The 25,532-nt window shown below is 41.6% G+C and carries 22 protein-coding genes; 12 read left to right on the top strand and 10 right to left on the bottom strand.

Translation table 11 applies throughout. The features are described from left to right. Positions 1-47: 47 nt before the first annotated feature. Entirely contained in the window at positions 48-3,242 is a 3,195-nt protein-coding gene (locus GR929_RS06135; protein WP_159518061.1) for a PAS domain S-box protein, read from the bottom strand. A 535-nt stretch (positions 3,243-3,777) separates the two neighbouring features. Here GR929_RS06135 and GR929_RS06130 point away from each other — a divergent pair. Then, positions 3,778-3,942: a hypothetical protein gene (locus GR929_RS06130; protein WP_159518060.1), complete on the top strand. Its 165-nt coding sequence runs from the start codon at positions 3,778-3,780 to the stop codon at positions 3,940-3,942. A gap of 125 nt (positions 3,943-4,067) precedes the next feature. Further along, entirely contained in the window at positions 4,068-4,727 is a 660-nt protein-coding gene (locus GR929_RS06125) for a hypothetical protein (RefSeq protein WP_159518059.1), read from the top strand. 75 nt (positions 4,728-4,802) lie between these two features. Here GR929_RS06125 and thrC read toward each other — a convergent pair whose 3' ends face one another. The 5 genes from thrC to bcp all read right to left on the bottom strand — a co-directional run bounded on the left by thrC (position 4,803) and on the right by bcp (position 11,911). Then, positions 4,803-6,107 carry a threonine synthase gene (thrC, locus tag GR929_RS06120; RefSeq protein WP_159518058.1) on the bottom strand — a complete coding sequence of 435 codons (1,305 nt, stop codon included), beginning with the start codon at positions 6,105-6,107 and terminating at the stop codon, positions 4,803-4,805. A gap of 90 nt (positions 6,108-6,197) precedes the next feature. Then, complete coding sequence (locus GR929_RS06115) at positions 6,198-7,403, bottom strand: cofactor-independent phosphoglycerate mutase (protein ID WP_159518057.1); 1,206 nt, start codon at positions 7,401-7,403, stop codon at positions 6,198-6,200. 390 nt (positions 7,404-7,793) lie between these two features. Then, positions 7,794-10,223, bottom strand: a complete 2,430-nt coding sequence (gene thrA / locus GR929_RS06110; RefSeq protein WP_159518056.1) for a bifunctional aspartate kinase/homoserine dehydrogenase I — start codon at positions 10,221-10,223, stop codon at positions 7,794-7,796. A gap of 196 nt (positions 10,224-10,419) precedes the next feature. Next, positions 10,420-11,442: a recombinase RecA gene (gene recA / locus GR929_RS06105; protein WP_159518055.1), complete on the bottom strand. Its 1,023-nt coding sequence runs from the start codon at positions 11,440-11,442 to the stop codon at positions 10,420-10,422. Between the two features lies 1 nt (position 11,443). Next, on the bottom strand, positions 11,444-11,911 hold the full coding sequence (bcp, locus tag GR929_RS06100) for a thioredoxin-dependent thiol peroxidase (protein WP_159518054.1): 468 nt from the start codon (positions 11,909-11,911) through the stop codon (positions 11,444-11,446). A 163-nt stretch (positions 11,912-12,074) separates the two neighbouring features. Between bcp and GR929_RS06095 the strand changes: the two genes are divergently transcribed. The 5 genes from GR929_RS06095 (at position 12,075) to GR929_RS06075 (ending at position 16,220) form a co-directional block, all read left to right on the top strand. Then, a complete protein-coding gene (locus GR929_RS06095; RefSeq protein WP_159518053.1) occupies positions 12,075-13,391 on the top strand; it encodes an SPOR domain-containing protein in 1,317 nt (438 codons plus the stop codon). Position 13,392: 1 nt separating this feature from the next. Continuing rightward, positions 13,393-13,686, top strand: coding sequence for an ATP-dependent Clp protease adaptor ClpS (locus GR929_RS06090; RefSeq protein WP_159518052.1), 294 nt, complete (start codon positions 13,393-13,395; stop codon positions 13,684-13,686). Between the two features lie 11 nt (positions 13,687-13,697). Beyond that, a complete protein-coding gene (locus GR929_RS06085) occupies positions 13,698-14,168 on the top strand; it encodes an NfeD family protein (protein ID WP_159518051.1) in 471 nt (156 codons plus the stop codon). 3 nt (positions 14,169-14,171) lie between these two features. Next, on the top strand, positions 14,172-15,152 hold the full coding sequence (floA, locus tag GR929_RS06080; RefSeq protein ID WP_159518050.1) for a flotillin-like protein FloA: 981 nt from the start codon (positions 14,172-14,174) through the stop codon (positions 15,150-15,152). A 489-nt stretch (positions 15,153-15,641) separates the two neighbouring features. After that, positions 15,642-16,220 (top strand): c-type heme family protein, encoded by a 579-nt coding sequence (locus GR929_RS06075; RefSeq protein WP_159518049.1) that lies wholly within the window; start codon positions 15,642-15,644, stop codon positions 16,218-16,220. 111 nt (positions 16,221-16,331) lie between these two features. Here the strand turns inward: GR929_RS06075 and GR929_RS06070 are convergent, their stop codons facing one another. The 3 genes from GR929_RS06070 to GR929_RS06060 form a co-directional block, all read right to left on the bottom strand. After that, on the bottom strand, positions 16,332-18,575 hold the full coding sequence (locus GR929_RS06070; RefSeq protein WP_159518048.1) for a TonB-dependent receptor: 2,244 nt from the start codon (positions 18,573-18,575) through the stop codon (positions 16,332-16,334). Between the two features lie 11 nt (positions 18,576-18,586). Then, positions 18,587-18,949: a heavy-metal-associated domain-containing protein gene (locus GR929_RS06065; RefSeq protein ID WP_159518047.1), complete on the bottom strand. Its 363-nt coding sequence runs from the start codon at positions 18,947-18,949 to the stop codon at positions 18,587-18,589. Positions 18,950-19,029: 80 nt separating this feature from the next. After that, a complete protein-coding gene (locus tag GR929_RS06060) occupies positions 19,030-19,416 on the bottom strand; it encodes an HYC_CC_PP family protein (RefSeq protein WP_159518046.1) in 387 nt (128 codons plus the stop codon). Positions 19,417-19,742: 326 nt separating this feature from the next. On the opposite strand from GR929_RS06060, the gene porQ reads away from it, so the two are divergent. The 3 genes from porQ (at position 19,743) to GR929_RS06045 (ending at position 22,583) form a co-directional block, all read left to right on the top strand. Beyond that, positions 19,743-20,768: a type IX secretion system protein PorQ gene (porQ, locus tag GR929_RS06055; RefSeq protein WP_159518045.1), complete on the top strand. Its 1,026-nt coding sequence runs from the start codon at positions 19,743-19,745 to the stop codon at positions 20,766-20,768. A 143-nt stretch (positions 20,769-20,911) separates the two neighbouring features. Continuing rightward, positions 20,912-21,619 (top strand): (d)CMP kinase, encoded by a 708-nt coding sequence (gene cmk / locus GR929_RS06050; protein ID WP_159518044.1) that lies wholly within the window; start codon positions 20,912-20,914, stop codon positions 21,617-21,619. 97 nt (positions 21,620-21,716) lie between these two features. Beyond that, the gene (locus GR929_RS06045) at positions 21,717-22,583 is read left to right on the top strand and encodes a 4-hydroxy-3-methylbut-2-enyl diphosphate reductase (RefSeq protein WP_159518043.1); all 867 of its coding nucleotides are present in this window, start codon (positions 21,717-21,719) and stop codon (positions 22,581-22,583) included. A gap of 27 nt (positions 22,584-22,610) precedes the next feature. On the opposite strand, the gene GR929_RS06040 is transcribed toward GR929_RS06045, so the two are convergent. Next, positions 22,611-23,930 carry a Gfo/Idh/MocA family protein gene (locus tag GR929_RS06040; RefSeq protein ID WP_159518042.1) on the bottom strand — a complete coding sequence of 440 codons (1,320 nt, stop codon included), beginning with the start codon at positions 23,928-23,930 and terminating at the stop codon, positions 22,611-22,613. 243 nt (positions 23,931-24,173) lie between these two features. On the opposite strand from GR929_RS06040, the gene GR929_RS06035 reads away from it, so the two are divergent. Beyond that, positions 24,174-24,779: a TetR/AcrR family transcriptional regulator gene (locus tag GR929_RS06035; RefSeq protein ID WP_159518041.1), complete on the top strand. Its 606-nt coding sequence runs from the start codon at positions 24,174-24,176 to the stop codon at positions 24,777-24,779. After that, complete coding sequence (locus GR929_RS06030) at positions 24,776-25,525, top strand: outer membrane lipoprotein-sorting protein (RefSeq protein WP_159518040.1); 750 nt, start codon at positions 24,776-24,778, stop codon at positions 25,523-25,525. Before GR929_RS06035 ends, GR929_RS06030 begins: the two co-directional genes overlap by 4 nt. Positions 25,526-25,532 lie beyond the last annotated feature (7 nt).

Below are 25,532 nucleotides of genomic sequence, written 5' to 3'. Positions count from 1 at the left end.
CCACCTTCAGTATTAGGTGATAAATAGAATCACCTATATGACTCCGATCAGTCTTTCGTCAGTAGCTGTCTAATCTTATGCAACAAGATTTTTCGGTAGATGGGTTTTATTATTACATCCTCACATCCGGCATAAAACGCCCGATCCCGTTGCTTAGACCAAGAATGCGCAGTCACCGCTAGAATTGGTAAATCCGGGTAACTGGCTTTTATTTGTTGGCTCGTTTCAATGCCATCCATAACTGGCATATACAAGTCCATCAGGATCAGATCTGGCTCTCTTTCATTGATTCGATCCAGCGCTTCCTGACCATGGCAAGCTCTTAAAACATCAAGTTCGAAAACCCGAAGTTGCGCAGCTATAATCTCGGCAATAAAACGGTTGTCATCTACCACCAAAATCGTTTTCCCGCGTAGCAGGTCTCGATCTGCTTCCTCTGTATGGGTAGACTCATAAATGTTGGGGCTTTCAGTTACCACCGTTGGTAAGGTAACGGTAAATGTACTTCCGCTGTTTAAAACTGACTCGGCAGAAATACGACCACCTATAATTTCCGTCAGCTTTTTTGCAATAGACAGGCCAATACCCATTCCTCCGTAGGTTCTGCTTAGACCGTCATCTCCCTGGCGGAAGTCTTCAAATAGAATAGCCTTTTTTACATTGTCGAAACCCACTCCGGTGTCACGAACGACGAGCTCAATGCTTTCTGCTCCCGGGACAATCCGAAACTCAAACTCAATTTCACCATGGCGGGTGAACTTAACAGCATTTTTAAACAACACATTGAGCACCTGCAACGATTTTGCCTGATCCAATTCCATTTCATGATAGATACCCAAGGTCGAATCAGAATACCGAAGACTGATGTCGTCGCTTTTTCCCGATTGAACCAGAATTTCTTCCAGCATGGCCCATGCAATCGTATAAAAATCGACACAATTCACTCGCTTAGGTTTTGCCAAAACCTGATGTCCTTGCGCCAACGAAAGATCAAACAAATCTTCCAGTAAATGAATCATTTCAGTTCCTGAACGGTGAATCGTAGTGGCAATCTCCTGCACGCCCGGGTCGTCTGTCAGTTCCGGCAGCATCCCACTAAAGCCAATGATCGGATTCAGCGGAGTACGCAATTCATGACTGATGGTAGCCAGAAAAGCCGACTTTAGCCGCGACGACTCCTCAGCTGTTTCCTTCGAGCTAATCAATTCGTCCTCCCGGGTTCGATGAGCCAAAACATTTGATATTAGGCCAGTTAACGATTTCAGACTGTTAATATCATCTTCTTCCCATTGTTTACTTGCCTTGACTGAATTAAAGCCAACAAAACCTCTTAATTGACTTTCAAAAAACAGGGGAAGCACTAAGACCGAAATAATCTGCTGTGCTTGAAGAATCTCCTTTTCCTGCTCCGCTTCGGCGGGTAACTCGGAGATGTCTTGATACTGAATAATCTGCCTCTGTTGCATGCGTTTTATCAACCAGGGGAACACGTCAGTTGGTAATTCCTGGAGATTGTCAATTTCAGGAGTAATATCAGTGTTACACCACTCGTGGGTGTTATTCATAATTGCGCCATCCTGAGCTAGTTGAAATATAAAGACCCGATCGACCAGCATGAATTGGCCAATTTTGCCCAAAGCTTCAGTGATAATCGGGTCTGTGGTTGTGGCTCTCCCATTCAGGAAGTTCTGAGAAATTTTATATAAAATATGCTCAAGTTGTTGTTTTCGTTCTTGTCGGAGTTCATAGACCTTGCGCTCCGTGACGTCGATAGTTACACCACGCAACTTCGGCAGTTTCCCATTTTCTGTAATCGGATCTATACTAAGCTGTACCCACATAATTTCATCCTCGGGCATCAATAGCCGAAACTCCAGGTTCAGCTGTTGTTGGCTTTCAACCAATTTTTCCAGGATATGATCAAATAAATGGAGATCTTCCGGGTGTACCAGGCTTAAAAAATACTCATAAGTAGGTTTAACCGTCCCTGGTTCCACCTTTAACAACCGATAATAGTTTCCAGACCAAATGGATTCTTCAGTAGCTAAATCATACTCCCAACTGCCCATATTCGCAATGGTTTGCGCATAAGCCAGCGATTCCTGATATTTCAATACCTCAAGTTCACTTTCCTTGCGAAGGGTAATGTCTATGTTTACACCTTTTAACAGAACCAGCTCCCCATTCTCGAATATTGGTTTGATATTGTTTTGAATCCACATTTGTCTTCCATCAGGACATACGATGCGGTGCTCCACTTCAACCTCCTTCTGGTCCTTCATAATTTTTTCGTGAGCAACACCTATTGCCATTCGATCATCAGGGTGTACCAGCTCCATAAAATGCTCGAAAGAAGGTTCTATTTCTGTCTTTTCCAATCCCAAGAGCTCGTAGAGGTTATCTGACCAACGGGTACGATCCCGCTTAACATCAAATTCCCAATTGCCCATTTTGCCCAATATCTGCGATTGCAAAATAAAATCCTTCCGATCTTTCATCTCGCGTTCCTCTTTTTTTCGCTCCGTAATATCGTTCATCATGACATGCCTGGCTTCCTCATCCTGATATTGAATCAGGTGAGACGTGCTTTCAACAACCCGCTTCTCCCCTGTTTTCGTCCTGATTGTCCACACCTTGGTCTTTCTCAATACCGATTTATCATTCTGCATAAACTCGAGCAAATTCGCCCAGGTTTTCTCGGAAAACAACCTACTAAGATCAAAATTTTCCAAATCTTCAGAGGTATAACCCGTTAAACCACAAGCGGCATGGTTGGCGTTCAATAGCTTTAACGTTGCTGTTGAATAGATGAGCATCGGTTGTGGATTGTTCATGAACAGGTACCCAAAACTTTCCAAGTTAGCCGTTTTGGCTTTCTCCGTGGTAGCTTCGCTCTTTTTAGGTTCCTGTTCTCTAAAAACCAGAGCAATTGTATCTGAGTCATCTCCTGGCTGATCAATAGTCCAAACTACCTCTCCGAAAATGGCCTCACCCTTGTTATCAACAAACCTCTTTACCTGCCGGGACTGGTTTATCTTTCTGGAAAATAATTGCCGTAAGGTTTCCTCATTCGACTCGTATTCCTCTGGATGACTAATGTCGGACAAGTGCTTACCAACTAACTCAGGTAACTCATAGCCGATAAGCTTGCAGAAAACCGGGTTCGCGGATACAATTTTGTGCGTACGATCAATTTGCACATATCCAATAGCCAAACTGTCCAAAATATTACTGAATACCATAATCGTGAGTCATTTATATTGTATTATAGCAGGAGATCTTTTGGTCTAAAATATGTGTTACGTTTATCTATCTAGCCTACAGTTAGATCAAATGTATAAAAATATACCACATAGCATAATCTTCCATACACTAATAGCTTTTAGTATTGTGTCGTTCTAATTCATCTTAGAGGAAGCCAAATAAAGAGCAGTTTTTCACTGCCTCGCATGCGGCACAACTTACACACCACCACAAAACAACTGTAAATCTGGCTGATAGCTTATTCATCTATTCCGAAATCGCTTTGAAACATAGCATACACTTCAATTAAAGAACCATAAACGAATTGTAATTTAACGAATCGACCGCCGCCTCAACACGGCACACGAAATTTAAGTTTAACAACATATCAGATACCCCCAAAAGCTCTCCATCCAGGCAGCTCAAACCAACAAACCCATCATAGACCTCACTTGCCACGTTAAATGATTTTAAACCCGATAATTACATCAATCATTGACCGAATTCTAAACCCAACATTTTTTATTCATCTATTTGACAATTAAACAAAAACATTTATATTCGAACTACGATTTTCGATACGAAACAGATGAAGGCTCTGCCTCAGCACCTAAAATAATAGAAGAAGCAGCCAAAGGAAAGCACCAACCAGAGTCGAAAACAGAACAACAACAAGAAGGAGTGATTGCATTGCGCTAAAGAGTGGACAACTCACGTTAAGGAACGCGAGAAACAGGTTAAGGAACAGCTTGTGTACGTTAAGGAACAGCTCGTGCACCTTAAGGACACGATGAAATACCAATTTTTAACTTAAACACTGAAAAATGTCCACAAAAAGACCAAACTCAGAAGCTGCGGTATTGGAGCAATACCGGGTTTCGCTCGAAAATGTTGAGAAACAACCAACCATTGCTACCATCATGTCTGAATTCGGTTATACGCCGGAAGTAATTGCTCAGGGCAAAGGCGTATACCTGGAAACCCAACAAACTTTTGATGCCAATAGAACAGAGGATGATGAAACTTCGGCGGCTTACAAATTTTTTACGGATCAAAAAGAAAAACTAGCCGACCTTTATTCGAATCATCGAAAGAAAGCAAAGGTTATTTTTAGAAATGAACCTGTAATTATGGAGCAGCTTGGCATAACCGGAAGGATACCACATGCCCATGTAAAATGGATGGATACCGTGAAGACTTTTTACGCCGTTGCGCGCAATAATGAAGCGCTCCAAAGCAGGCTTGCACGTTTAAAAGTAACGCCCAAAGAATTAAATGAGGGTGCGAGTTTGATTACAGAAACGGAAACAGCAAGAGCTGAATACTTGCGTGAGGTAGGCGAATCGCAAGATGCAACAAAACAAAAAGATGCAGCTTTCGCCAAACTGGACGATTGGATGAGTGAATTTTACGCCGTCGCAAAAATTGCGCTCGACGATCATCCACAACTAATGGAATCGTTAGGAAAACCAATTAAAAGTTAGGCGACACTACAAAACTGTTTAGTCTTGGCTAAAGATAATAAGAGCGGCACTTTTCAATAAATGCCGCTCTTGTTTTTATGCTTGTTTTAACAAGAAGTCTCTGAAATCGTCAAACTCTTTGCTGAGTGGAATGGAGAGTTTTTCGCCTTTCATAAACTCAGCTAGTTTTTCGGGTAGTGAAACGTTTCCAACACCGATAATCTTTTCAACTGTTTCGGTGAATTTGGCCGGATGAGCCGTTTCCAGGAAAACCCCCACCTCGCCATCTTGTAAATCTTCTTCTAAAGCTTTATAGCCTGTCGCCCCATGCGGATCGGGCAAATAATCGTAGTTGTCGTGCACTGCTTTCAGCACTTCGCGAATCTCAGCATCCGAATAGCGGTAGCCTTTCATTTCAGCCTTGATAGCTTCGTGCGAATGATCAAACAAGTCCAGAATACGGGCAAAGTTACTGGGATCACCAACATCCATGGCATTGGCAATGGTTGAAACCGATGCCCGGGGTTCATACTTGCCACTTTGTAAGTATTTGTAAACAATGTCGTTTTCGTTGTTCGCTGCAATAAACCGTTTGATTGGCAAGCCCATTTTCTTGGCAAACAAACCGGCGGTCAGGTTACCAAAGTTACCGCTCGGCACCGACATAACGATATCGTCAGTGATGCCTTTTTCGCGCAAACGGGCATAGGCATTGAAATAATAAAATGCTTGTGGCAGAAAACGCGCCACGTTAATTGAGTTGGCTGAAGTCAATGTCAAACCAGCTTTTAATTCCTGATCCAGAAAGGCTGTTTTCACTAACCGTTGGCAGTCGTCAAATGTTCCATCAACTTCAATGGCCGTAATGTTCTGCCCAAGGGTGGTAAATTGCTTTTCCTGAATTTCGCTGACCAATCCTTTTGGATACAGCACATAAACATGAATGCCATCAACACCTAAAAAACCATTGGCAACTGCACTTCCGGTATCGCCCGAAGTAGCCACCAATACATTAACCTGCTCGGTATTTCCTTTCAGAAAATAACTCAGCAAGCGTGCCATGAAACGGCCACCAACATCTTTAAATGCCAGCGTAGGTCCGTGCCAAAGTTCCAGCGAATAAATAGTGTCGTTGACATGCACAACCGGGCAATCAAAACAAAGGGTATCGTAAACCAGCTCTTTTAAATCGGCCTCTGGAACATCTTCTCCGAAGAATTTTTTGGCCACCTCAAAAGAGATTTCCTGAAACGATAGCTTGTGGATATTGTCGAAAAATGATTGCGGCAAGGCTTCGATGCGCTCGGGCATAAACAAGCCTTTGTCATCTGCCAGTCCTTTGATTACCGCATCTTTTAGAGACACCTCTGAAACCGATTTATTGGTACTGTAATATTTCATCTTCGAGTTGTGAGTTGTGAGTTTTGAGTTTCAAGTTTTTGACTGTTCATGCCTAAACGATCCTTCTGAAAAACTCCGTATTCTATTTTTTTAACTAATTAGTGCTTTTATGAATTCAGCGCCGTGCAACAAACCATAGTCACCTTTCTGAACTGTAAATTCGTCATAAGCCTCAACGGCATCACCCTCAACATCGGGTTTATAAATGATGAATGGCACCGGATCGCTGGTGTGAACCGTAGTTTCACATGGCGTTGGATGATCGGGTAAAACAGCAATGGCAACCGGCTCGTCCATCTTGGCTGTTTCTTCAACCAAATACTTCACCACACGGTAATCGAGGTACTCAATCGTTTTGGTTTTGAGTTCCACATCGCCTTCGTGTCCGGCTTCATCGCTAGCCTCAATATGCAAGTAAATCAAGTCATGATCTTTCAATGCTTCCATGGTGGCTTCTGCTTTGCCTTCGTAATTGGTATCGTAAAGTCCGGTGGCGCCTTCAACGTGGATAACATCCATACCCGCATAGACACCAATTCCCTGAATCAAGTCAACTGCAGAAATAACAGCCGACTTTTCAACGCCAAACATTTCCTTCAGCGTTGGCATTTGCGGTTTATAACCCGGCGACCACGGCCAAATACTATTAGCCATATCTTTTCCTGCAGCTTTCCGCTTTTGATTGATTGGATGGTCCGACAATAACTCCATTGATTTCAAAATCAGCTCATTCAACAATTCAGCTGTTGCCTGCCCTTCTTCCTCCTTCGCTTTTGGAAGATATCCTTTAAACGGTTTTCCGGGCACATCGTGCGGAGGAGTGCAGGCCATTTGCTTTTTACCACCTTTAATGACCAACAGATGACGGTACGAAACCCCCTTGTGAAAGATGATCGTTTCAGACCCCAATTTCTCATTCAGAAAATCGATGAGCTCATGCGACTCTTCATTAGAGATATGCCCTGCCGAATGGTTTTTAATATTTTCACCTTCAACGCAAATCAGGTTACAGCGCAATGCCAGGTCACCTTCTTCCAAGGTCACTCCCATGCTGGCAGCTTCCAGTGTTCCACGTCCTTCAAAAACATGAGCTACATCGTAGCCTAAAACCGACATGTTGGCAATCTCGCTTCCCGGGTGCATTCCTTCGGGAACAGTCTGCAATTGTCCACACCGCCCAAGTTTAGCGAGACGGTCAATCGCCGGGATGTTCGCCATTTGTAAAGGGGTTTTTCCTCCGTAATCCTTCAAGGGCTCATCAGCCATTCCGTCCCCTAGTACAATGATATATTTCATCTCAATAGAATTTTAATATTTAAAATGGTAATCAATGGAACTCGCTTATAATGACTCTCCTGTGTGCGATGGTCTTTACATGCTCGTTTCATGTGCTTCCTTTTTTTTCAATTTAACTCTCTGCAATTCTCGTATCCTATTTTCCTTCAACTTCTTTCGCCTGCTCCGTTCGATCAGTCTTAGATTCGCTTCCCTGAAAACCATCCGGACCCGGTAAGTGCATTGCAATTTTTTGAATCCGATCCAGTCTTAGCATGGCCGATTTTAGTTGAAAATCACATAACTGACCTCACGCCTTTTTATCATCAGACAACGAATGGAGATGATATCCGGAGATGCTGCCAGTCCACAAACAGACAAAAAAATATCCGTTTTCGGAAACTCATTCAACTAGATGTTTGATACCCGAATGATGTCGGCAAATACACCGGCTGCGGTTACCTCTGCTCCTGCACCGAATCCTTTGATAATCATTGGAAACTCGTTGTAACGTTCAGATGTAAACATGACCAGGTTGTTACTTCCCTGCAAGTCGAAAAATGGATGCCCCTGCTCTATTTCCTGCAAGCCCACTTCAGCTTTGCCATCTTCGTATTTGGCAACAAAGCGCCAGCACTTATTTTCGGCTTCCAATACTTTTCGTCGTTTCTCAAAATCAGCATCCAGACCAGAAATCCCACTCCAGAAATCCTCCATGCTGCCATCGAAAAACTCATCAGGCACGAATTTATTGATGATCACATCTTCTTTATCAATTTTATAGCCTGACTCGCGAACCAGAATCAGCAGTTTACGAACCACATCAATCCCGCTCAGGTCAACTCTTGGATCAGGCTCTGAAAAACCTTCTTCCTTCGCCATTTGAATCGTTTTACTCAACGGCACATCAGCTGAAATTGTATTGAAAATAAAGTTCAGCGTTCCTGAAAGAACCGCTTCAATTTTCAATATTTCATCTCCGGCATTTACCAGATCATTCAACGTGTTGATGATAGGAAGCCCGGCACCAACATTGGTTTCAAACAGGAATTTGACCCCTTTTTGCTTGGCAATTTTCTTCAGTTTCAGGTAATTTTCATATTCCGAAGAAGCCGCAACCTTATTGGCCGTTACAATAGAAACGTTGGCATTCAACAAGTCCCCATATACTTCAGCCGCTGCATCAGAAGCGGTACAATCCACAAACACGGAATTGTATATGTTCATATCTATAATTTCCTGTTTATAGGCATCCAATCCGGAGGCTTCGCCTTCAGTATCCAGGCGTTCTTTAAACCCATCAATGTTAATTCCGTCGCGATCGAACAACATTTTTTTCGAATTCGCCACACCAACCACTTTCAACTTCAGATGTTTGTCTTTCAGCAGTTTTTCCTGTTGTTGTTGAATTTGACTTAACAGATTACCGCCAACCAAACCAATTCCAAGCATAAAGACATTAACTTCGACATTCTCGGAAAGGAAGAATGATTCGTGCACCACATTCAGGGTTTTGCGCAAATCAGAGTCCTTTACAACCCAGGAAATATTTAACTCCGAAGCGCCCTGTGCAATTGCGATAATATTAATACCATTTTTCCCGATGGTATTAAACAGCTTGCCGGCTATTCCGGTCGTATGCTTCATGTTTTCACCAACAATCGCTACAATCGACAAATCGCTTTCAATCTCAATTTTATTGATTTGTTGAGCTGCAATTTCACGATCAAATTCAATCCGAATAGCTTCTTCGGCTGTTTCAGCTTTAAGGGTGTCTACGGCAAACGAAATTGAGTTTTCGGATGATGCTTGTGAAATCAAAATCACATTGATATTTTCCTTGGCCAATGCACCAAACAAACGGCTCGATATGCCGGTAACTCCAACCATTCCTAAGCCTTGAACAGTAATCAGGCTAATGTTTGAAATGGAAGAAATCCCTTTAATTGGGCGGTCTTTGCCATTCGGCTGACTTGGACGAACCAAGGTTCCTTCGTGTTCAGGATCCAGCGTATTTTTTATTTGCACAGGTATTCCCTTCTGAAAAACCGGCAAAATAGTTGGTGGATAAATGACTTTCGCTCCAAAATGTGAAAGCTCCATCGCCTCGGAATAACTCAGCGATTGAATGGTGTAAGCTTTACTAATGATACGAGGATCAGCAGTCATAAAACCATTGACATCGGTCCAGATCTCAAGCACCTCAACATTTAATGCGGCTGCCAGAATTGCTGCGGTATAATCAGAACCTCCGCGTCCAAGAGTTGTATACTCTCCGGCACTGTTGCTTGAAACAAAGCCCGGAGCAACACAAACACCTGAGAAATTCTCAAATGCCTTTTTTACCTTCTTATTCGTCAGTTTAAAATCGACCAGGGCGCGGCCAAAAGCGCTATCGGTTTTTATCATTTTTGAAGCATCAGCCCATTGCGATCCTTCAATGAATTCGCTAATAATATAGGAAGACAAACGTTCGCCAAAGCCACCAATTTTATCCAGCGTTTTTGGTGTTAACTCTCCAATCATGGAAACTCCCTGAATCACTTTAGACAGTTCATCCAACAATTGATTGACTTCTGCTTTTACCTTTTCCATTTGTTCGCCATCAAACAAAGCGTCAACAACTTCATCGTGCCTCTCCTTAATTGCCGTAATTTCCGTATTGAAATATTCCGTTGCTAACACAGCCATTTTTGCTGCATTTAATATCTTGTCAGTTATTCCGCCCAATGCAGAAACGACAACAATCACGTCGCCTGGCTGACCTTTCACAATTTCCTTTACCTTTCGGATGTTTTCAGCACTTCCAACAGAAGTACCTCCAAATTTCAACACTTTCATACTTGATAATTAGATTCTCGATTCCTGACCTATAATACCAGCTCAGTTCGAATTCAAACAACTATTTAAAATTAAAAGATAACAAGCGGGGAATCTTTCCTGAAGACGGTTGCAGCAGCTGTCCACTCCTTATCAAAAAAAATCTGGATGAAGCAGTTTCGCGCCTCATCCAGACATTACTGCAATATCATTTCGACTATTCAACCGTGGCTGCTATAGCCACCGCTTCAATAATTTTTGTTTCCAATTCATGCGCCAACTCCTGATTATCGCGCAATATATTTTTAACGCCTTCACGTCCTTGTCCCAGTTTTGTTTCACCGTAACTAAACCATGAACCGCTTTTTTTAATGATGTTATAATTTACGCCCAAATCAATGATTTCACCAACCTTTGAAATTCCTTCACCATACATGATATCAAATTCAGCTTTACGAAATGGTGGAGCCACTTTGTTTTTCACCACTTTAACACGAGTATGGTTACCCATCACCTCTTCACCATCTTTAATTTGACCAATACGACGAATGTCTAAACGAACAGAAGCATAGAATTTCAAGGCATTACCACCAGTTGTTGTCTCCGGGTTTCCAAACATAACGCCAATTTTCTCACGCAACTGGTTGATAAAGATACAACAGGTTTTTGTGCGGTTAATGTTGGCCGTTAGCTTACGCAACGCCTGCGACATCAATCGAGCTTGAAGCCCCATTTTTGAGTCGCCCATTTCACCTTCAATTTCCGCTTTTGGAGTTAAGGCAGCGACCGAGTCAATAACGACGATATCCACAGCTCCCGAGCGAATCAGGTTGTCAGCAATTTCCAGTGCTTGCTCACCATTATCAGGCTGAGAAATCAATAACTCATCGGTATCAACACCTAATTTTTTCGCATAGTAAGGATCAAATGCATGCTCGGCATCAATGATGGCAGCAATACCTCCAGCCTTTTGTGCTTCAGCAATCGCATGAATCGCCAAAGTCGTTTTACCTGATGATTCCGGACCATAAATCTCAATGACCCGGCCTTTCGGAAATCCACCGACTCCCAAGGCAATATCCAATCCAATTGAACCAGAAGAAATTGCCGGAACGTCTTCGACTGCACGATCCCCCATCTTCATAATGGCGCCTTTGCCGTAACTTTTTTCTATTTTATCCATTGTAAGCTGAAGGGCTTTCAGCTTTTCCTTGTTCACATTTGATTCTTCTTTTGCCATATTACGATAAGTCTAAAGCTTTGATTATTTGACTTGTGTGATCTTTTGTTTTTACCTTTTTAAATACCTCTTCAACAACACCCTCTTCGTTTATCACATAGGTTGTACGAATAACGCCCATGTACTTTTTACCATACATGTTTTTTTCGCCCCACACACCATAAGCTTGTAGAATTTCCTTCTCTGTATCAGCGATCAGATTGAAATTAAAGCCGAATTTATCAGCAAACTTTTTGTGAGAAGCTACGTTATCAGGACTAACACCCACAATCTCATAGCCTTTTTCAATCCAGGCATCATAATTGTCATTCAGATTACAGGATTCAGCCGTACATCCCGGCGTATTGTCTTTAGGGTAAAAGTATAAAATTAATTTCTTGCCTCTAAAATCAGACAGAGAAACGAATTCGCTATTTTGATTAAGTCCTTTAAATTCAGGTGCAATATCACCTTTATTCAGAAGTGCCATACATTTTTTCTGTTTAATTAGACAAATATACTTGAATTAATGATAAATTTCAGTTTAATATGAGTTGAAAAACGAACAAAAACTTAACAGTTAAAGAAAAATTAGCTTTCAACATTTTTTGTAATTTTAGATCGAAAACGATATCGCTATTATGCATATAAACATGACAACTTTTCACAGAACAACTTCATTTCTTTTATTGTTTTTAGTCGGCCTTTGTTTCTTCGGAAAAACAGCCCTTGCACAAAACGATCCGGAACAGCTGGCTAAGAATTTAATTGAAGAAGAAAAATACACCGAAGCCCTGCCCTATTTCAAGGATTTGGTTCATTTGTATCCTCAGGATAAAGAGTTAAATTACTACCTGGGCATGTGCCTGGCAGAGACCGAACAGTTTGGAGCTGAAACAAAAGAGGCACTGCTATTATCACTGGGAAAAGATACGCCTGCAAAAAGCCTGTACTACCTCGCACAATGCTTTCATGCAGAAGAAAATTATACCGAAGCACTCAGCTACTACAAACAGTTTGATGATGAAGCTAGAAACCGGGTAAAGCGCTCGACAAACCTGGATGAGCTGATTGAGTTTTCTGAAAAGCAAATTAATCCGTTTCCCAAACCGGAACAGCAGGTTGACATTGAGCCCGAAGTTAAAGAAGAGGAAATACAAAAAGTTGACACGCTTGAAAAACAAAAGCCGATTCAAATAGAGATCCCTGCCGGGCTGGAAGATAGCCTGATCAATTTTCAGGTTAATTCAAGCATCAAGTATCTAAAGATAGACCAATTTAAAAATCCCAAGTCACTTCAGGCTTTTATTCAAGCTTGGCAAGACGAACAGGAACTGAAGCAAGTATTGATAAAAACGAACAATCTTCGTGATAAATATCATTCAGCTTTAGCCGACGAAAAAGAGGACATTGCCAATAAAATCCTTACTTTAGAAAAAGAAACTTACTCTAAAAACCAAGCTATTAACGAACAATATTTTGAAGCCCGAAAACGGGAAATCAATTATTGGGAGCAGGCTGGCCAGGAGGACATTCAGTCGTTCATTCAAAAAATCAAAGCTATGGAAGACAGTATTTGGCAAGCTCACGAAGCAGAACGCATCAAGAAGCTGGAAGCTCAAAAGCCAGTGGTATTGCCCGATAGCCTTGTTAAAAACTTACTGCCTGATGAACCCGAGACAGCTGACAATGGGGTGACCTATAAGATACAAATTGGCGCTTATAGTAAAACTCCTCCTGACTGGGTTCAACGTTTATTTAAAAAATTGTCGGTCATTCGTCGCATTGATCAATATACCGACGAGAATGGCGTGACGGTTTATACTGTTGGGGAACTGAAATCGTACGACGATGCACTGCAAATGCAATCTCAAGTACGAACCGAAGGAGTTAAAGACGCATTTATTGCGGCCTATAAAAACGGAAAACGAATACCTGTAAAAGAAGCCCGAAGTATTACTGAGGGATAATATGGAAAATAAAATGAAGCCTGGAGAACAAACAAAAAAGCAACCGGAACAAGATAATAAGACAGAACGGAAGAATAACCGGTTTCTCATTCTTCACAATGATAACAACCATAGCTTTGATTATGTGATTGATGCCTTAATTAAAGTTTGTGAGCACGATGCTGAACAAGCAACCCAATGCACTTTAATCACACATTATAAAGGGAAATGTGATGTTAAAAAGGGAAGTTTTACTTACCTTAGTCCACTAAAGAAAGCCTTGGTTGCCCGAGAATTAACGGCCACCATCGATTAACAAAAAAACAAATGACCATTCTAATCATCTTATTCCTGATCTTACTGGGAATTCTGCTATTGCTTTTAGAATTTGTTGTGATCCCGGGAATCACTATTGCCGGAATTGGGGGTGTCGTTTTACTTGGAGCAAGTGTTTATTTAGCTTTTGATACTTATGGTATTTTAGTAGGAATTATCACACTCGCTTTCGTTATCATTGCCTCCCCTATCATTGTCTACCAGCTTTTTCAAAGTAAAACGGGTAAACACATGCTTTTGAATTCTGAAATCGATAGCCATATCGACAAAATAGATGAGCAGCTTATTCGTGTTGGCGATGAAGGAATAACCCTCGGAAGACTAGCTCCTACAGGACGGGTCAAAATAAACAAGCTTAGCATGGAGGCCAAATCCGCAGGGGGCTTTGTTGATCAACATGTCAAAATCAAGGTTATTGAAGTTTTAAAAACGCAAGTAATTGTTGAACCAATAAATCAATAAATAATGGAATATTTTGGAACTTTAGGATTAGTTGTTGGGATTTTTGTCCTACTCATCATCATCCTGTATTTTATACCAATCGGACTTTGGTTTTCAGCCTTAGTTTCCGGAGTTCGTATCTCACTTATGCAACTGTTCCTGATGCGTTTCAGGAAAGTTCCGCCCTCTGTAATTGTTCGTGCTTTAATTGAAGGAACCAAAGCCGGCATAAAGTTAGACCGTGACAAACTTGAAGCTCACTATTTAGCTGGCGGAAAAGTTGACATGGTTGTTCATGCATTAGTTTCGGCCGAAAAAGCCAACATTGATCTGACATTTAATATGGCCACCGCCATTGACCTGGCAGGCCGCGATGTATTTGAGGCTGTACAGATGTCTGTGAATCCGAAGGTAATTGACACACCTCCGGTTGCTGCTGTTGCCAAAGACGGTATTCAGCTCATAGCCAAAGCAAGGGTGACTGTTCGTGCAAATATCAAACAGCTAGTTGGTGGTGCAGGCGAAGACACTATTTTGGCGCGGGTTGGCGAAGGTATCGTTTCTTCTATCGGTTCATCGCACACCCACAAAGCAGTGCTGGAAAATCCAGACTCTATTTCCAAAGTTGTACTAAACAAAGGATTGGATGCAGGTACAGCATTCGAGATTCTTTCGATTGATATCGCCGACATCGACATTGGTAAAAATATTGGTGCCGGGCTGCAAATTGACCAAGCTGATGCTGATAAGAATATTGCACAAGCGAAAGCAGAAGAGCGTCGTGCAATGGCTGTTGCATTAGAACAAGAGATGATTGCAATGGCGCAGGAAATGCGTGCTAAAGTAATCGAAGCTGAAGCCCAAGTTCCCTTAGCAATTGCAGAAGCATTTAAACTCGGTAATCTGGGAATTATGGATTACATGAAATACAAAAATATCATGGCCGACACTTCGATGCGAGACTCAATAGCCGGAGACGAAAAAGGTAAAGGCAAAAAGAAATAAGCAGAAAGTAACTACTCAAAAGAAAGGGCGTTTCCAATTGGAAGCGCCCTTTCTTTTGCTATAGGAATAATTCAATTGTTAAAAAATGTTCTACAGCACGTTTTTTAATATTGGCTTAACACACAATCGTGTTTTTCACCTTACCTTTGTAGTAGATTTTATTTCATAAGTTTAGGTTTGATTAGTTTTATTGGTTTAGTTAGGTTAGAAAAGGGTAGATAGAGATCTACTCTTTTTTTTTCAAATCTTGAATAAAATCAATATAAATGCTGTAGAACATGTTTTTTAACATTCACATAACACAAGTTTGTGTTTTTCAACATATCTTTGTGGTAGATTTTATTTCATAAGTTTAGGTTTGATTAGTTTTATTGGTTTAGTTAGGTTAGAAAAGGGTAGATAGAGATCTACTCTTTTTTTTTTGCGTGTAACCCAAATGAATCCACTTTTCGTAGGTATTGACATAACGAATCAACTAAAATTCAGAAAATGAAACAAAAACTGTTCTTTTCAATTTCAATCCTAATCAGCTTAATGCTTCTTTCTTGCGGGCAAAGAAACGCTAAAAATGAAATGGATGCAGAAGCTTACTCCAGACTTCTGAAAATCGGCAACCACATTTCGGCACAAGCACAAACCTCCTTACTATCTCATGTTTCGAGCGCCATGAAAAAAGGTGGTAGTCTTTATGCAGTGGAATTTTGCAACCTGCAAGCCTCCTCTATTACCGACAGCCTAAGTAATCATTTCAACTACACGATATCTCGCATTTCGGATAAGAACAGGAATCCGGGGAATAGCCTTAAAACAGCAACAGACAAGCAATTATGGAACTGGGCAACCCAACAGGATGTTCCGAAAGATACGCTGGTTGTGGTTAAGTCGCAGGCTATTTACTACAAACCAATCCGGACAGCAATGCCGGCTTGCCTGCAATGTCACGGACCAGCGGAGACCATTCAGCCTGAAACCTACGAAAAGCTGCAAACACTTTACCCCAACGACAAAGCCACTGGCTACAAATTAAACGAACTCCGGGGCCTATGGAGAATTGAGCTTGCCCAATAAAATTAAGAGCGCAAGCAATTCAAGATATTCGATGGGAAAAAGCGATAAGCCACTTGGGGCTTCAGTAATCCAAGTGGTTTATCGCTGTTATTTAGGCCGAAAAACCGTTTCTTACTGAATTCTAAAACGGAGACCAACATACGATTTGCGTCCATAAATGGGCCCCCAAATCAATGAGCTGTCAAAATAAGGACTAAACGGTTGATCGCTGGCTATAATCGGATTATCCTGTTTGTAACCAGTCAGATTTTCAACTCCCACATAAATCTCGAACCTCTCACTAAAACTTTTGCTAACCTGTGCATTCATCAGAAAAAAATCGGGTGAATAACCATCTCGTTGAAATTCCGGAGGATTAGAAGACGTATTTGGAATCCGCTTTTCGCCCTGCCAATTAATGGTATAGTCAAAGCTCCACGAATTACGGGTTTCATAAGCCAGGTTAAGAAATGCCCGGTGGCTGGCCAGCAAAGGCTTTGCCAACAAACCTTGCCGATAGGTTGTTTTTACATCATACCAACGATAAGCGAAACGCGCATCCAGGCGTTGAACAAGTTCATAATCAACCTGTCCCTGAAAACTAGTGGAATAAGATTTTTCACTCGACTCAAAAAACAAGGCCTGCTGTGGGTCTTGATCCAAGTCGAGTACCACCTGAGAGGAAAAGTCCGTTTGGTAAAAATCAAAGCTGATGCTTCCGGGGCGATACCCCAATTCAAACTTTTGGGTCAGGTTCAACCCGTAATTCCAGGCTACCTCAGGACCAAATCCATAAGGATAATCATTGGCTTTACCCTGAAATATAATTTGACGCGAACTGGCCAGTATGCCACTATTTTCACTGATCACACTTGCTGTGCGTTGCCCTCTCCCTACCGAAAGTCGCAACACCGTTTGTTCTGCCGGCGCGTAGCGAACATGCAGACGTGGCGTTAGAAATGCGCCATACAAATTGTGATAATCAGCCCGCATACCTGCGACCAAGCTAAACGCATCAGATGGCAGCCAGCTGTACTCGAAAAAGACGCCCGGCACCGATTCTTCGCGGTTGAAGATTGTATCATTCAACGTTTCGTGAAAATCATCATACTGAAGAGAGACTCCCGTTTTAAACTCATGGTTGGTGTTCCCAATAATACTCTGATAAATGAAATTGGCATAGGCTGATTGCTGCTCCGCGTGATAGGCATTCAAACCAAAATAACTATCCTGCTCATGTGTTGTTGCGGCCAGTTGTAAACCCATTGATTTCCATGGCAGATCGTAAAACACCTTGCCTATTTTTGCCCAACCTTCCAGTCGTTTCACATCAACGTTCATTCCCCAGCCATTGCTCGTGAGAGCATCTTCAGGTTGAAAATCCAATTCCCCGCCTTCACTGCTCATGGCCGATCCCTTGACGCCAAATTGCAAATGAATTCCCTGCCCGCCGTTATAAGTCCAGCGGTTCAGTGCGGTAAACGTGCTGCCGATCGGCATATCCATAAACCCGTCATTGTTGTGATCAAACTTTCTAGAATTGTTCTTTCCATGCAACAATAAGGCTGTTGACCAATTTTCATTTTTAAACCGGTGAGCCAGGTTCAGGTTGGCCTCCAAACGACTTTCTGCATTGGCAAACAAGTTCAAATACAGCCGATCCGCGACCTCAGGCTTTCTCATCTCTAGGTTGATTTGCCCGGCAATGCTTTCGTAACCGTTCACCACCGACCCCGTTCCTTTGTTCAGCTGAATGCTCTCGATCCAGGTTCCCGGAACCAATGTTAAACCATAAATCGAAGCCAGTCCGCGCATATCCGGTATATTTTCACGGGTCATCTGCACGTAGGGACCAGCCAGCCCCAGCATCTGAATCTGGCGCGACCCGGTTACTGCATCGGTAAACGAAACGTCGATACTTGGACTGGTTTCAAAACTTTCACTCAGGTTACAGCAGGCTGCTTTACACAACTCCTTCTCCCCAATATGCTCCACCTTGACGGAGCCCAGCATGGAGATCTCGGTCGATTTCTGTCGGTGTACAACCTCCACTTCGCCCAACTCGCGCGAAACATCCATCACCACCACCGGAATTTTGTCGGTGTTAACCTCTAATGTGTCGTTGCGATAACCAATATAACTAAACACCAGCTGCTTGGTTTTATTGGTCCGCTCAATCATAAATTGCCCGGTATTGTCCGAACTGGTACCAATCGAAGTGCCTTCCCAATAGACGTTGACACCAACAAGCGGCGCCGTTTTCCCATCTTCTGTTCTCTCTGCTACACTTCCTTCCACCATATTTGGGGCAAGCTGCGCCAATCCGAACAATGGAAATACAAGTAGCAGGGAAACTAGCCATCCCTTCTGAATCATAGTGAATTGAATTAGTGAATTTCTACTCCGTCGCGGTACTTGCAACAATCGTTTAGTTGAGCGTAAGCTTCATCGGTGGCTTTCACTTTTTTGGTGTCGTGCCCGGCCTTCGCAATGGCCTGATGAATGGCTTTCTCATCCGTCTTTTTAGTGGAATAAATGACTTTAATTTTTTGGGTTTGTTTGTCCCATTCAGCCATTTTTACGCCTTTTATTAAGGCCGCTTTTTCAATACGTTTTTCACACGCACCGCAAACTCCTGAAACTTCAAATTCAAGAGTTTCTACTTTTTTCTTTTTTTCGCCATTTTCGGCAAAAACGACCACTGAGAAAAACAGGCCAAGTATAACTGAAAATAAAATTGATGTTCTCATTTTGTTAGTTTTTAATTGATACCATAAGACTATTCGGGCCATCAAAATTAACGGCCCGTTAAGTGTTGATCGATTAAAAGCTAACCATAGTAAACCAAGGAACAATGCAGTAACCAAACCGGCTCGTTTGGTGGTGGATAAAAAGTATTTCTAACGAATGGGGCATCCTGTTTCGCGAAAAAATCAGGCGAATAAACCAAGGTAGAAACAGCCTGCTGAGACATCGGTTGTTCTACTTTCAGCTTAGAATTACTCAGAAGCGTTTGTTGTTCTTCGAACTGAATCACCTGAGATTGATTGTGGCAACAGTCTGTATCACAGAAACTCGCTTCTCCACAACAAGAATTTGTTTCTGAAAAAAGCTGTACCGACAAGATTTCGCCCGAGCAATATTGTACCTGAACTGCCAACCCAACGGTAACCAGCAAATAAAATACAGACAGTATGACGACCAGTGCTCGTTTCATCTCCTGCAAAAATAAAAATAAAAAATGAACCGCATTATTCTGTTAACAAACATTATAATTTCAAGCACCTTTTGGGGTTGAACAAATCATCACAAAAATTCAAAACCCGATCAACACCTTCAACTACCAGAACCAAAACTCCTTGAAGTGACTGCCTGTGTCAATGAGAAATAAGCTCTCTTTTTCAATCCAAACTCAACAAAAAAGAAACATCAATATTCTACAAACTCAGCAAAGTCGATTGTTTGGGAAAATTCTTTAAAAACTATCTTGCTATTAAAATAAAAAAATAACTTTGGCGTTAGATGTAAAACCAGCCCACAGGGATGATGACCAGACAGCTCATTTTACTTTCATTTTTATTATTCACAGCTTTTAGCTCGAACGCTCAAGTAGGAGGTGAATCAACTTACGAGTTTTTAAATTTGCCAAATTCTGCACGGATGGCAGCACTTGGGGGCAACCAGGTAGCAATAAACGACTCTACCGATTTAAATGTCGCCTACAACAACCCGGCCTTGCTGCATCCATCGATGAACCAGAAACTGTTGATGAACTACGTCAGCTATTTTGATGATATTAAGTTTGGCTATGCCTCGTTTGCAAAAAATTATGGAGACATTGGAACTTTTGCATTGGGAATGCATTATATCAACTATGGTAAATTTACTTATGCTGACGAAGTCGGGCAGCGTGGTGGAACATTCAATGCTTCAGAATATGCACTAAACATCATTTGGGCGAAGCAATTTAATCGGTTTCAGGTTGGAGCTACATTAAAGCCAATTTTATCGTCGTTTGAAGCTTACCAGTCATTTGGGTTGGCCGTTGATGCCGGCATTAGCTATGCCAGCCTCGATAAACTAACCAATATTGCTCTTGTACTTAAAAATATGGGCGGGCAAATAACGACTTACTACGAAGGAGCTAATCGTGAGTCTATTCCATTTGATGTCCAGTTGGGGGTTTCAAAAAGACTAGCTCATGCCCCATTCCGTCTGACTGCTACCTTGCAACACTTACAAAAATGGTCTTTGGCTCAACCAGAAGAAGTTGACAATGGTTTTGAAACAACCATTGAAAAAGATGATTTTAGCAAGAAGTTCCTGCGCCATTTGGTTCTTGGCGTTGAATTGCTCCCTTCGGACAATTTTACAATCCGCGCCGGATACAATTACCAAAGGCGACAAGAACTGCTTTTCAAAGACAAGGCATCAACAGTCGGTTTTTCATGGGGATTTGGGTTTAAAATAAACCGCTTTCACTTCAACTATGGATCGGCACGCTACCATTTGGCAGCAACCAGTAATCACATTTCTGTGGCTATCAATTTGCATAATAGTTTTAACTAGCCAAATTTATTCATATTCAGAAGTAGCCATCTGAATCATGAAGTCCACACCCATTTGAAACAATTTTCAGTAACAATTAACGACTGGCTCTATTTCTGCGCGTTGAACAATTTCTTCCATCGAAAAACAATATATTTGTCAACATGAATCAAAAAGCTGACAACAATAAAATTGTAATTGCCATTGATGGCCACTCTTCGTGTGGGAAAAGCACCGTGGCCAAACAACTTGCCAAACAGTTAAAATACATCTATTTAGACAGTGGCGCTATGTACCGGGCAGTTACTTTATTTGCCTTACGCAACCAATTGGCTGCCGATGGAAAAGTCGATGAACAAGGCTTAATTGATCGTTTGGAAGAGATAAAAATTGAGTTCCGGTTTAATGAGGCTACCAAACAGAATGATACCTATTTGAATGGCGAAAACGTGGAAGACGAAATTCGTCAACTTCCGGTAGCCAATCACGTTAGTCCTGTTGCAACCATTCGCGAAGTTCGGCAGGCCATGGTTAGGCAACAACAAGCAATGGGAAAAAACAAAGGCATCGTTATGGATGGGCGCGACATTGGCACAGTTGTTTTCCCTGATGCAGAGTTGAAAATATTTATGACTGCCAGCCCGGAAGTTCGTGCGCAACGCCGGTACGATGAACTGACCGAAAAAGGCAAGCAAGTTAGCTTTGAAGAAATTTTAAAAAATGTACAAGATCGTGATCGTATTGATTCGGGGAGAAAAGAGAGTCCGCTAAAGCAAGCCGATGATGCTTTAATTCTTGACAATAGCACGATCAGTCGGGAAGAGCAATTGAAGTGGGTGACTAAAAAAGTAAAAGAGATCACAGAGGACTAATCGTACATAACTGGCAAACCGAAAGTTATACAACCAAAGAATCCCCGATGAAATAAGGAGTGTTTTTTGAAACTTGAAATTTGAAACTTAGCGTTTAATGCAGATTGAGATTGATCATAAATCAGGATTTTGTTTTGGTGTTGTAAATGCCATCAAAAAGGCTGAAGAAACACTTGACAAGAGTGAGAAACTTTATTGTCTGGGCGATATTGTACACAATGGAATGGAGGTAGAAAGACTTGAAGAGCTGGGGCTCATCACTATTGACCGGGAAACATTCTTCACCCTTAAAAATTGTCAGGTGCTCCTTCGTGCTCATGGTGAACCACCTTCAACTTACGAACACGCCAAGGCCAACAATATTGAACTGATTGATGCAACCTGCCCGGTGGTTCTCAAACTTCAGCAGCGGGTTAAAAAGGCTACCTTAGAAATGAACCAAAAAGATGGACAAATTATCTTGTTTGGAAAAAAAGGACATGCCGAAATAGTGAGTCTGGACGGACAAACTGACAATCACGCTATCGTTGTTGAAAACAAAGATGATCTATCTGAAGTAGATCCTGAAAAGCCGGCTTACTTGTTTTCTCAAACCACCAAATCACTCGAAAAATTCAATGAAATCGCAGCCGAACTGAAGCAAAATTCAAAGCAGGAAATAATCATTAAAGATACTATTTGCCGACAGGTAGCCAATCGGGTTCCCCGTATGAAAGAATTTGCCAACCAACATGATGTGATCGTTTTTGTTGGTGGCAAAAAAAGTTCCAATGCTCAATTCCTATTTGAAGTTTGTAAAAAAAGCAACCCGAATAGCTACTTTATTTCAAATCCTGACGAACTAAATCCCAACTGGTTTTCCAGTGACAATTCCGTAGGGATTTGTGGTGCTACTTCAACCCCACAATGGTTAATGGAAAAAGTAGCGGGACAAATAAAGAAATACGAAACATCGGACATTTAACATGACTTTTTGAGCCCGAATTCCCTCTTAAATTTCTGGCAAGGTCCAGGGCAATCGGTAATTTGCTTTTACCAATAGGTTAGCTTCTGCATCATTTTCAAACTCCTGTTTTTCCGAATTCCAGTTTACTTTACGTCCTAAGCGATATGAGATATTTCCTAAATGTGCAAAGCGGGCAATGTGTGCTCCGGTTTCAATATCACAATTAGGTTTATCCCCTGTTCTTATACAATCCAGAAAATTTTGAACATGCAAATCTAATCCATTTCCAACCGCATGATGCAATTCCACCCCCTCATAGCCTTCCTTAGCACTTGTACTTCTTGTTTCAGGGATAACCTCCCATCCATTTCGATCAACGACCAACGTGCCATATTCTCCCACAAAAGCAACGCCATGCCCGCGACCTCCATAGTTGGCTCCATAAATTCCAATGGTATGATCCCAAATCAAACCAAAATCGCCAAAATCAAAAACAGCTGACATGGTATCCGGTGTTTGCATAGCATCTTTAGGAAATGCATATTTACCGCCCACAGCTGTTATCGATTTGGGAACATACTGATTCATCCCGAACAAAGCAAAATCGAGCAGATGAACTCCCCAATCAGTCATTAAGCCGCCGGCATAATCCCAAAACCATCGAAAAGTAAAATGAAATCGATTCTTGTTAAAAGGCCGATCAGGAGCCGGTCCCAACCACATATTATAATCGACTCCATCAGGAGCGTCAGAATCAGGAATAACCGGAATGGAATTCTTCCACCCAACATTAGACCATGATTTTACTGAGCGAATACGCCCTATGCTTCCCGCATGCAAATACTCCACTGCGTCGTTCCAGTGCTGATGACTTCGTTGCCACTGCCCTACCTGAACTATATTTCCATATCGCTTTTGCGCAGCCACCATCACATTACATTCCTCAATGGTATTTCCAAGAGGCTTTTCAACATAAACATGTTTTCCAACTTGCGAGGCATAAACCATAGGTAGGCAATGCCAATGATCAGGAGTTCCAACAATTACCGCATCAATATCTTTATTATCAATAATCTGTCGGAAATCATTATACAACAAGGGACGTTTTCCGGTAAGTTTTTCAACATCTTCTGCGCGTTTATCCAGTACTCGTTGGTCAACATCACAAAGAGCGATACATTCAACTTCCTTATTTTTCAAAAATGATTGGAGATCGCTGAATCCCATACCTCGGCATCCAATTAATCCAACAGTAATTTTTTCGTTTGGAGAAGCACAGCCGGCGTTCATAATCGTTGGAAACGCTGCTATTCCGGCTGCAACTACAGCAGATTGTTTGACAAAATTTCTACGGGTATTATCCATGTTTATTCTGTTTGTTGGTTTTTAAAGATTGCCATAAAGATAACTGAAATGAATAAAAAGCGAATCAGAATGGTAGATTTCCAGCTAAAAAATTTCCCTCACAATCAATATCAGCACAAAAAGACAATTTCATCACTTAAATTGACCGGCTGGTCATGTTAATAATTATTTAATATTGGATAATTGTGCTGAAAGTAACTGCATTTTACCTTTGACCAATCGTTCAATCATAAACAAAACACCATGCCTCGAAGCTCAGAACAATTTGAACAACTCAGAAACGAAAAGAAGAAGCTCATCAGAGAAACGGCTTTAGGATTATTTGCTGAAAATGGGTTTCATGCCACGTCAATCAGTCAGATTGCCCAAAAGGCAAAAATTTCGAAAGGACTTGCATACAATTATTTCGAAAGCAAATTTGACATTCTGAAAGACATTATATACAACGGATTTGATGAGTTTTTCGGTGGTTTCAATGTCAACCAGGACAACAGGGTTACTGATGAAGAATTCTATGCCTTCATTCGAAAAAGTTTTGCGCTAGTCAAACAAAATCCACGATATTGGAAGCTCTATTATTCACTAATGCTCCAACCAGTTGTTACCGACAGCCTATCGAATGAATTTATCGATCGCAGTAAACCAGTGATGGGCATGATGTATAACTTCATTGTTACCAAAGGGAGTCAGGACCCGGAAGGAGATCTGATGGCCATCGGCAGTATGCTAGAAGGCGCCATGCTTTACGCGGTAGTTACCCCAGACATCTTCCCCATCGACCAACTTGTCGAAAAAATAATTTCAACGATACAACGAATTATCATCACCAACACAAACAAACAGCCATGAAAACAATTACAAACATCTTTTTTCTCCTCCTGATTGCAGTCTCATTATCTGCTAAGGATATCGATATTAAAGAAATTGTTCGTCAAGCCGATGAAAAACTCCGGGGCACTTCCAGTATCGGTGAAGTAACGATGACCATTAAACGACCATCATGGGAACGAACCATTTCCATGAAAAACTGGACCCTTGGAAATGAATACTCGCTAATTTTAATAACCGCTCCCGCCAAGGAAAAAGGGCAAGTTTTCCTGAAACGCCAAAACGAAATGTGGAACTGGGTGCCCAATATCGACCGAATGATTAAAATACCGCCCTCCATGATGATGCAAAGCTGGATGGGATCGGACTTTACCAACGATGATCTGGTAAAAGAATCTTCACTGGTCAAAGACTATGAACACTCACTGGTTGGCAAGGAAACAATTGAAGGATACGAGTGCTACAAGATTGAGCTGATTCCGAACGAAGATGCTGCAGTGGTTTGGGGAAAGATTTATATGTGGGTTTCAAAAGAGAAGCTACTGTGGTTGAAAGCTGAATACTTTGACGAAGATGAGATGCTTGTCAATACTGAAATCCTCACCAACGTTAAAATGATGGATGACCGGGAGATCCCTACTCACCTGGAAATGATACCGGCAAACGAAGAAGGTCATAAAACAATCATGACTTTTGACGAAATTGATTTCAATGTTGATCTGAAGGAATCATTCTTCTCTATTCAAAACATGAAAAGGTTACGCTAATTCTACT

The sequence above is a fragment of the Sunxiuqinia indica genome (assembly GCF_009847015.1).
GTDB lineage: Bacteria > Bacteroidota > Bacteroidia > Bacteroidales > Prolixibacteraceae > Sunxiuqinia > Sunxiuqinia indica.
The sequence above is the reverse complement of the archived record's forward strand: the minus strand, read 5'-3'. Positions and strand labels throughout refer to the sequence as shown.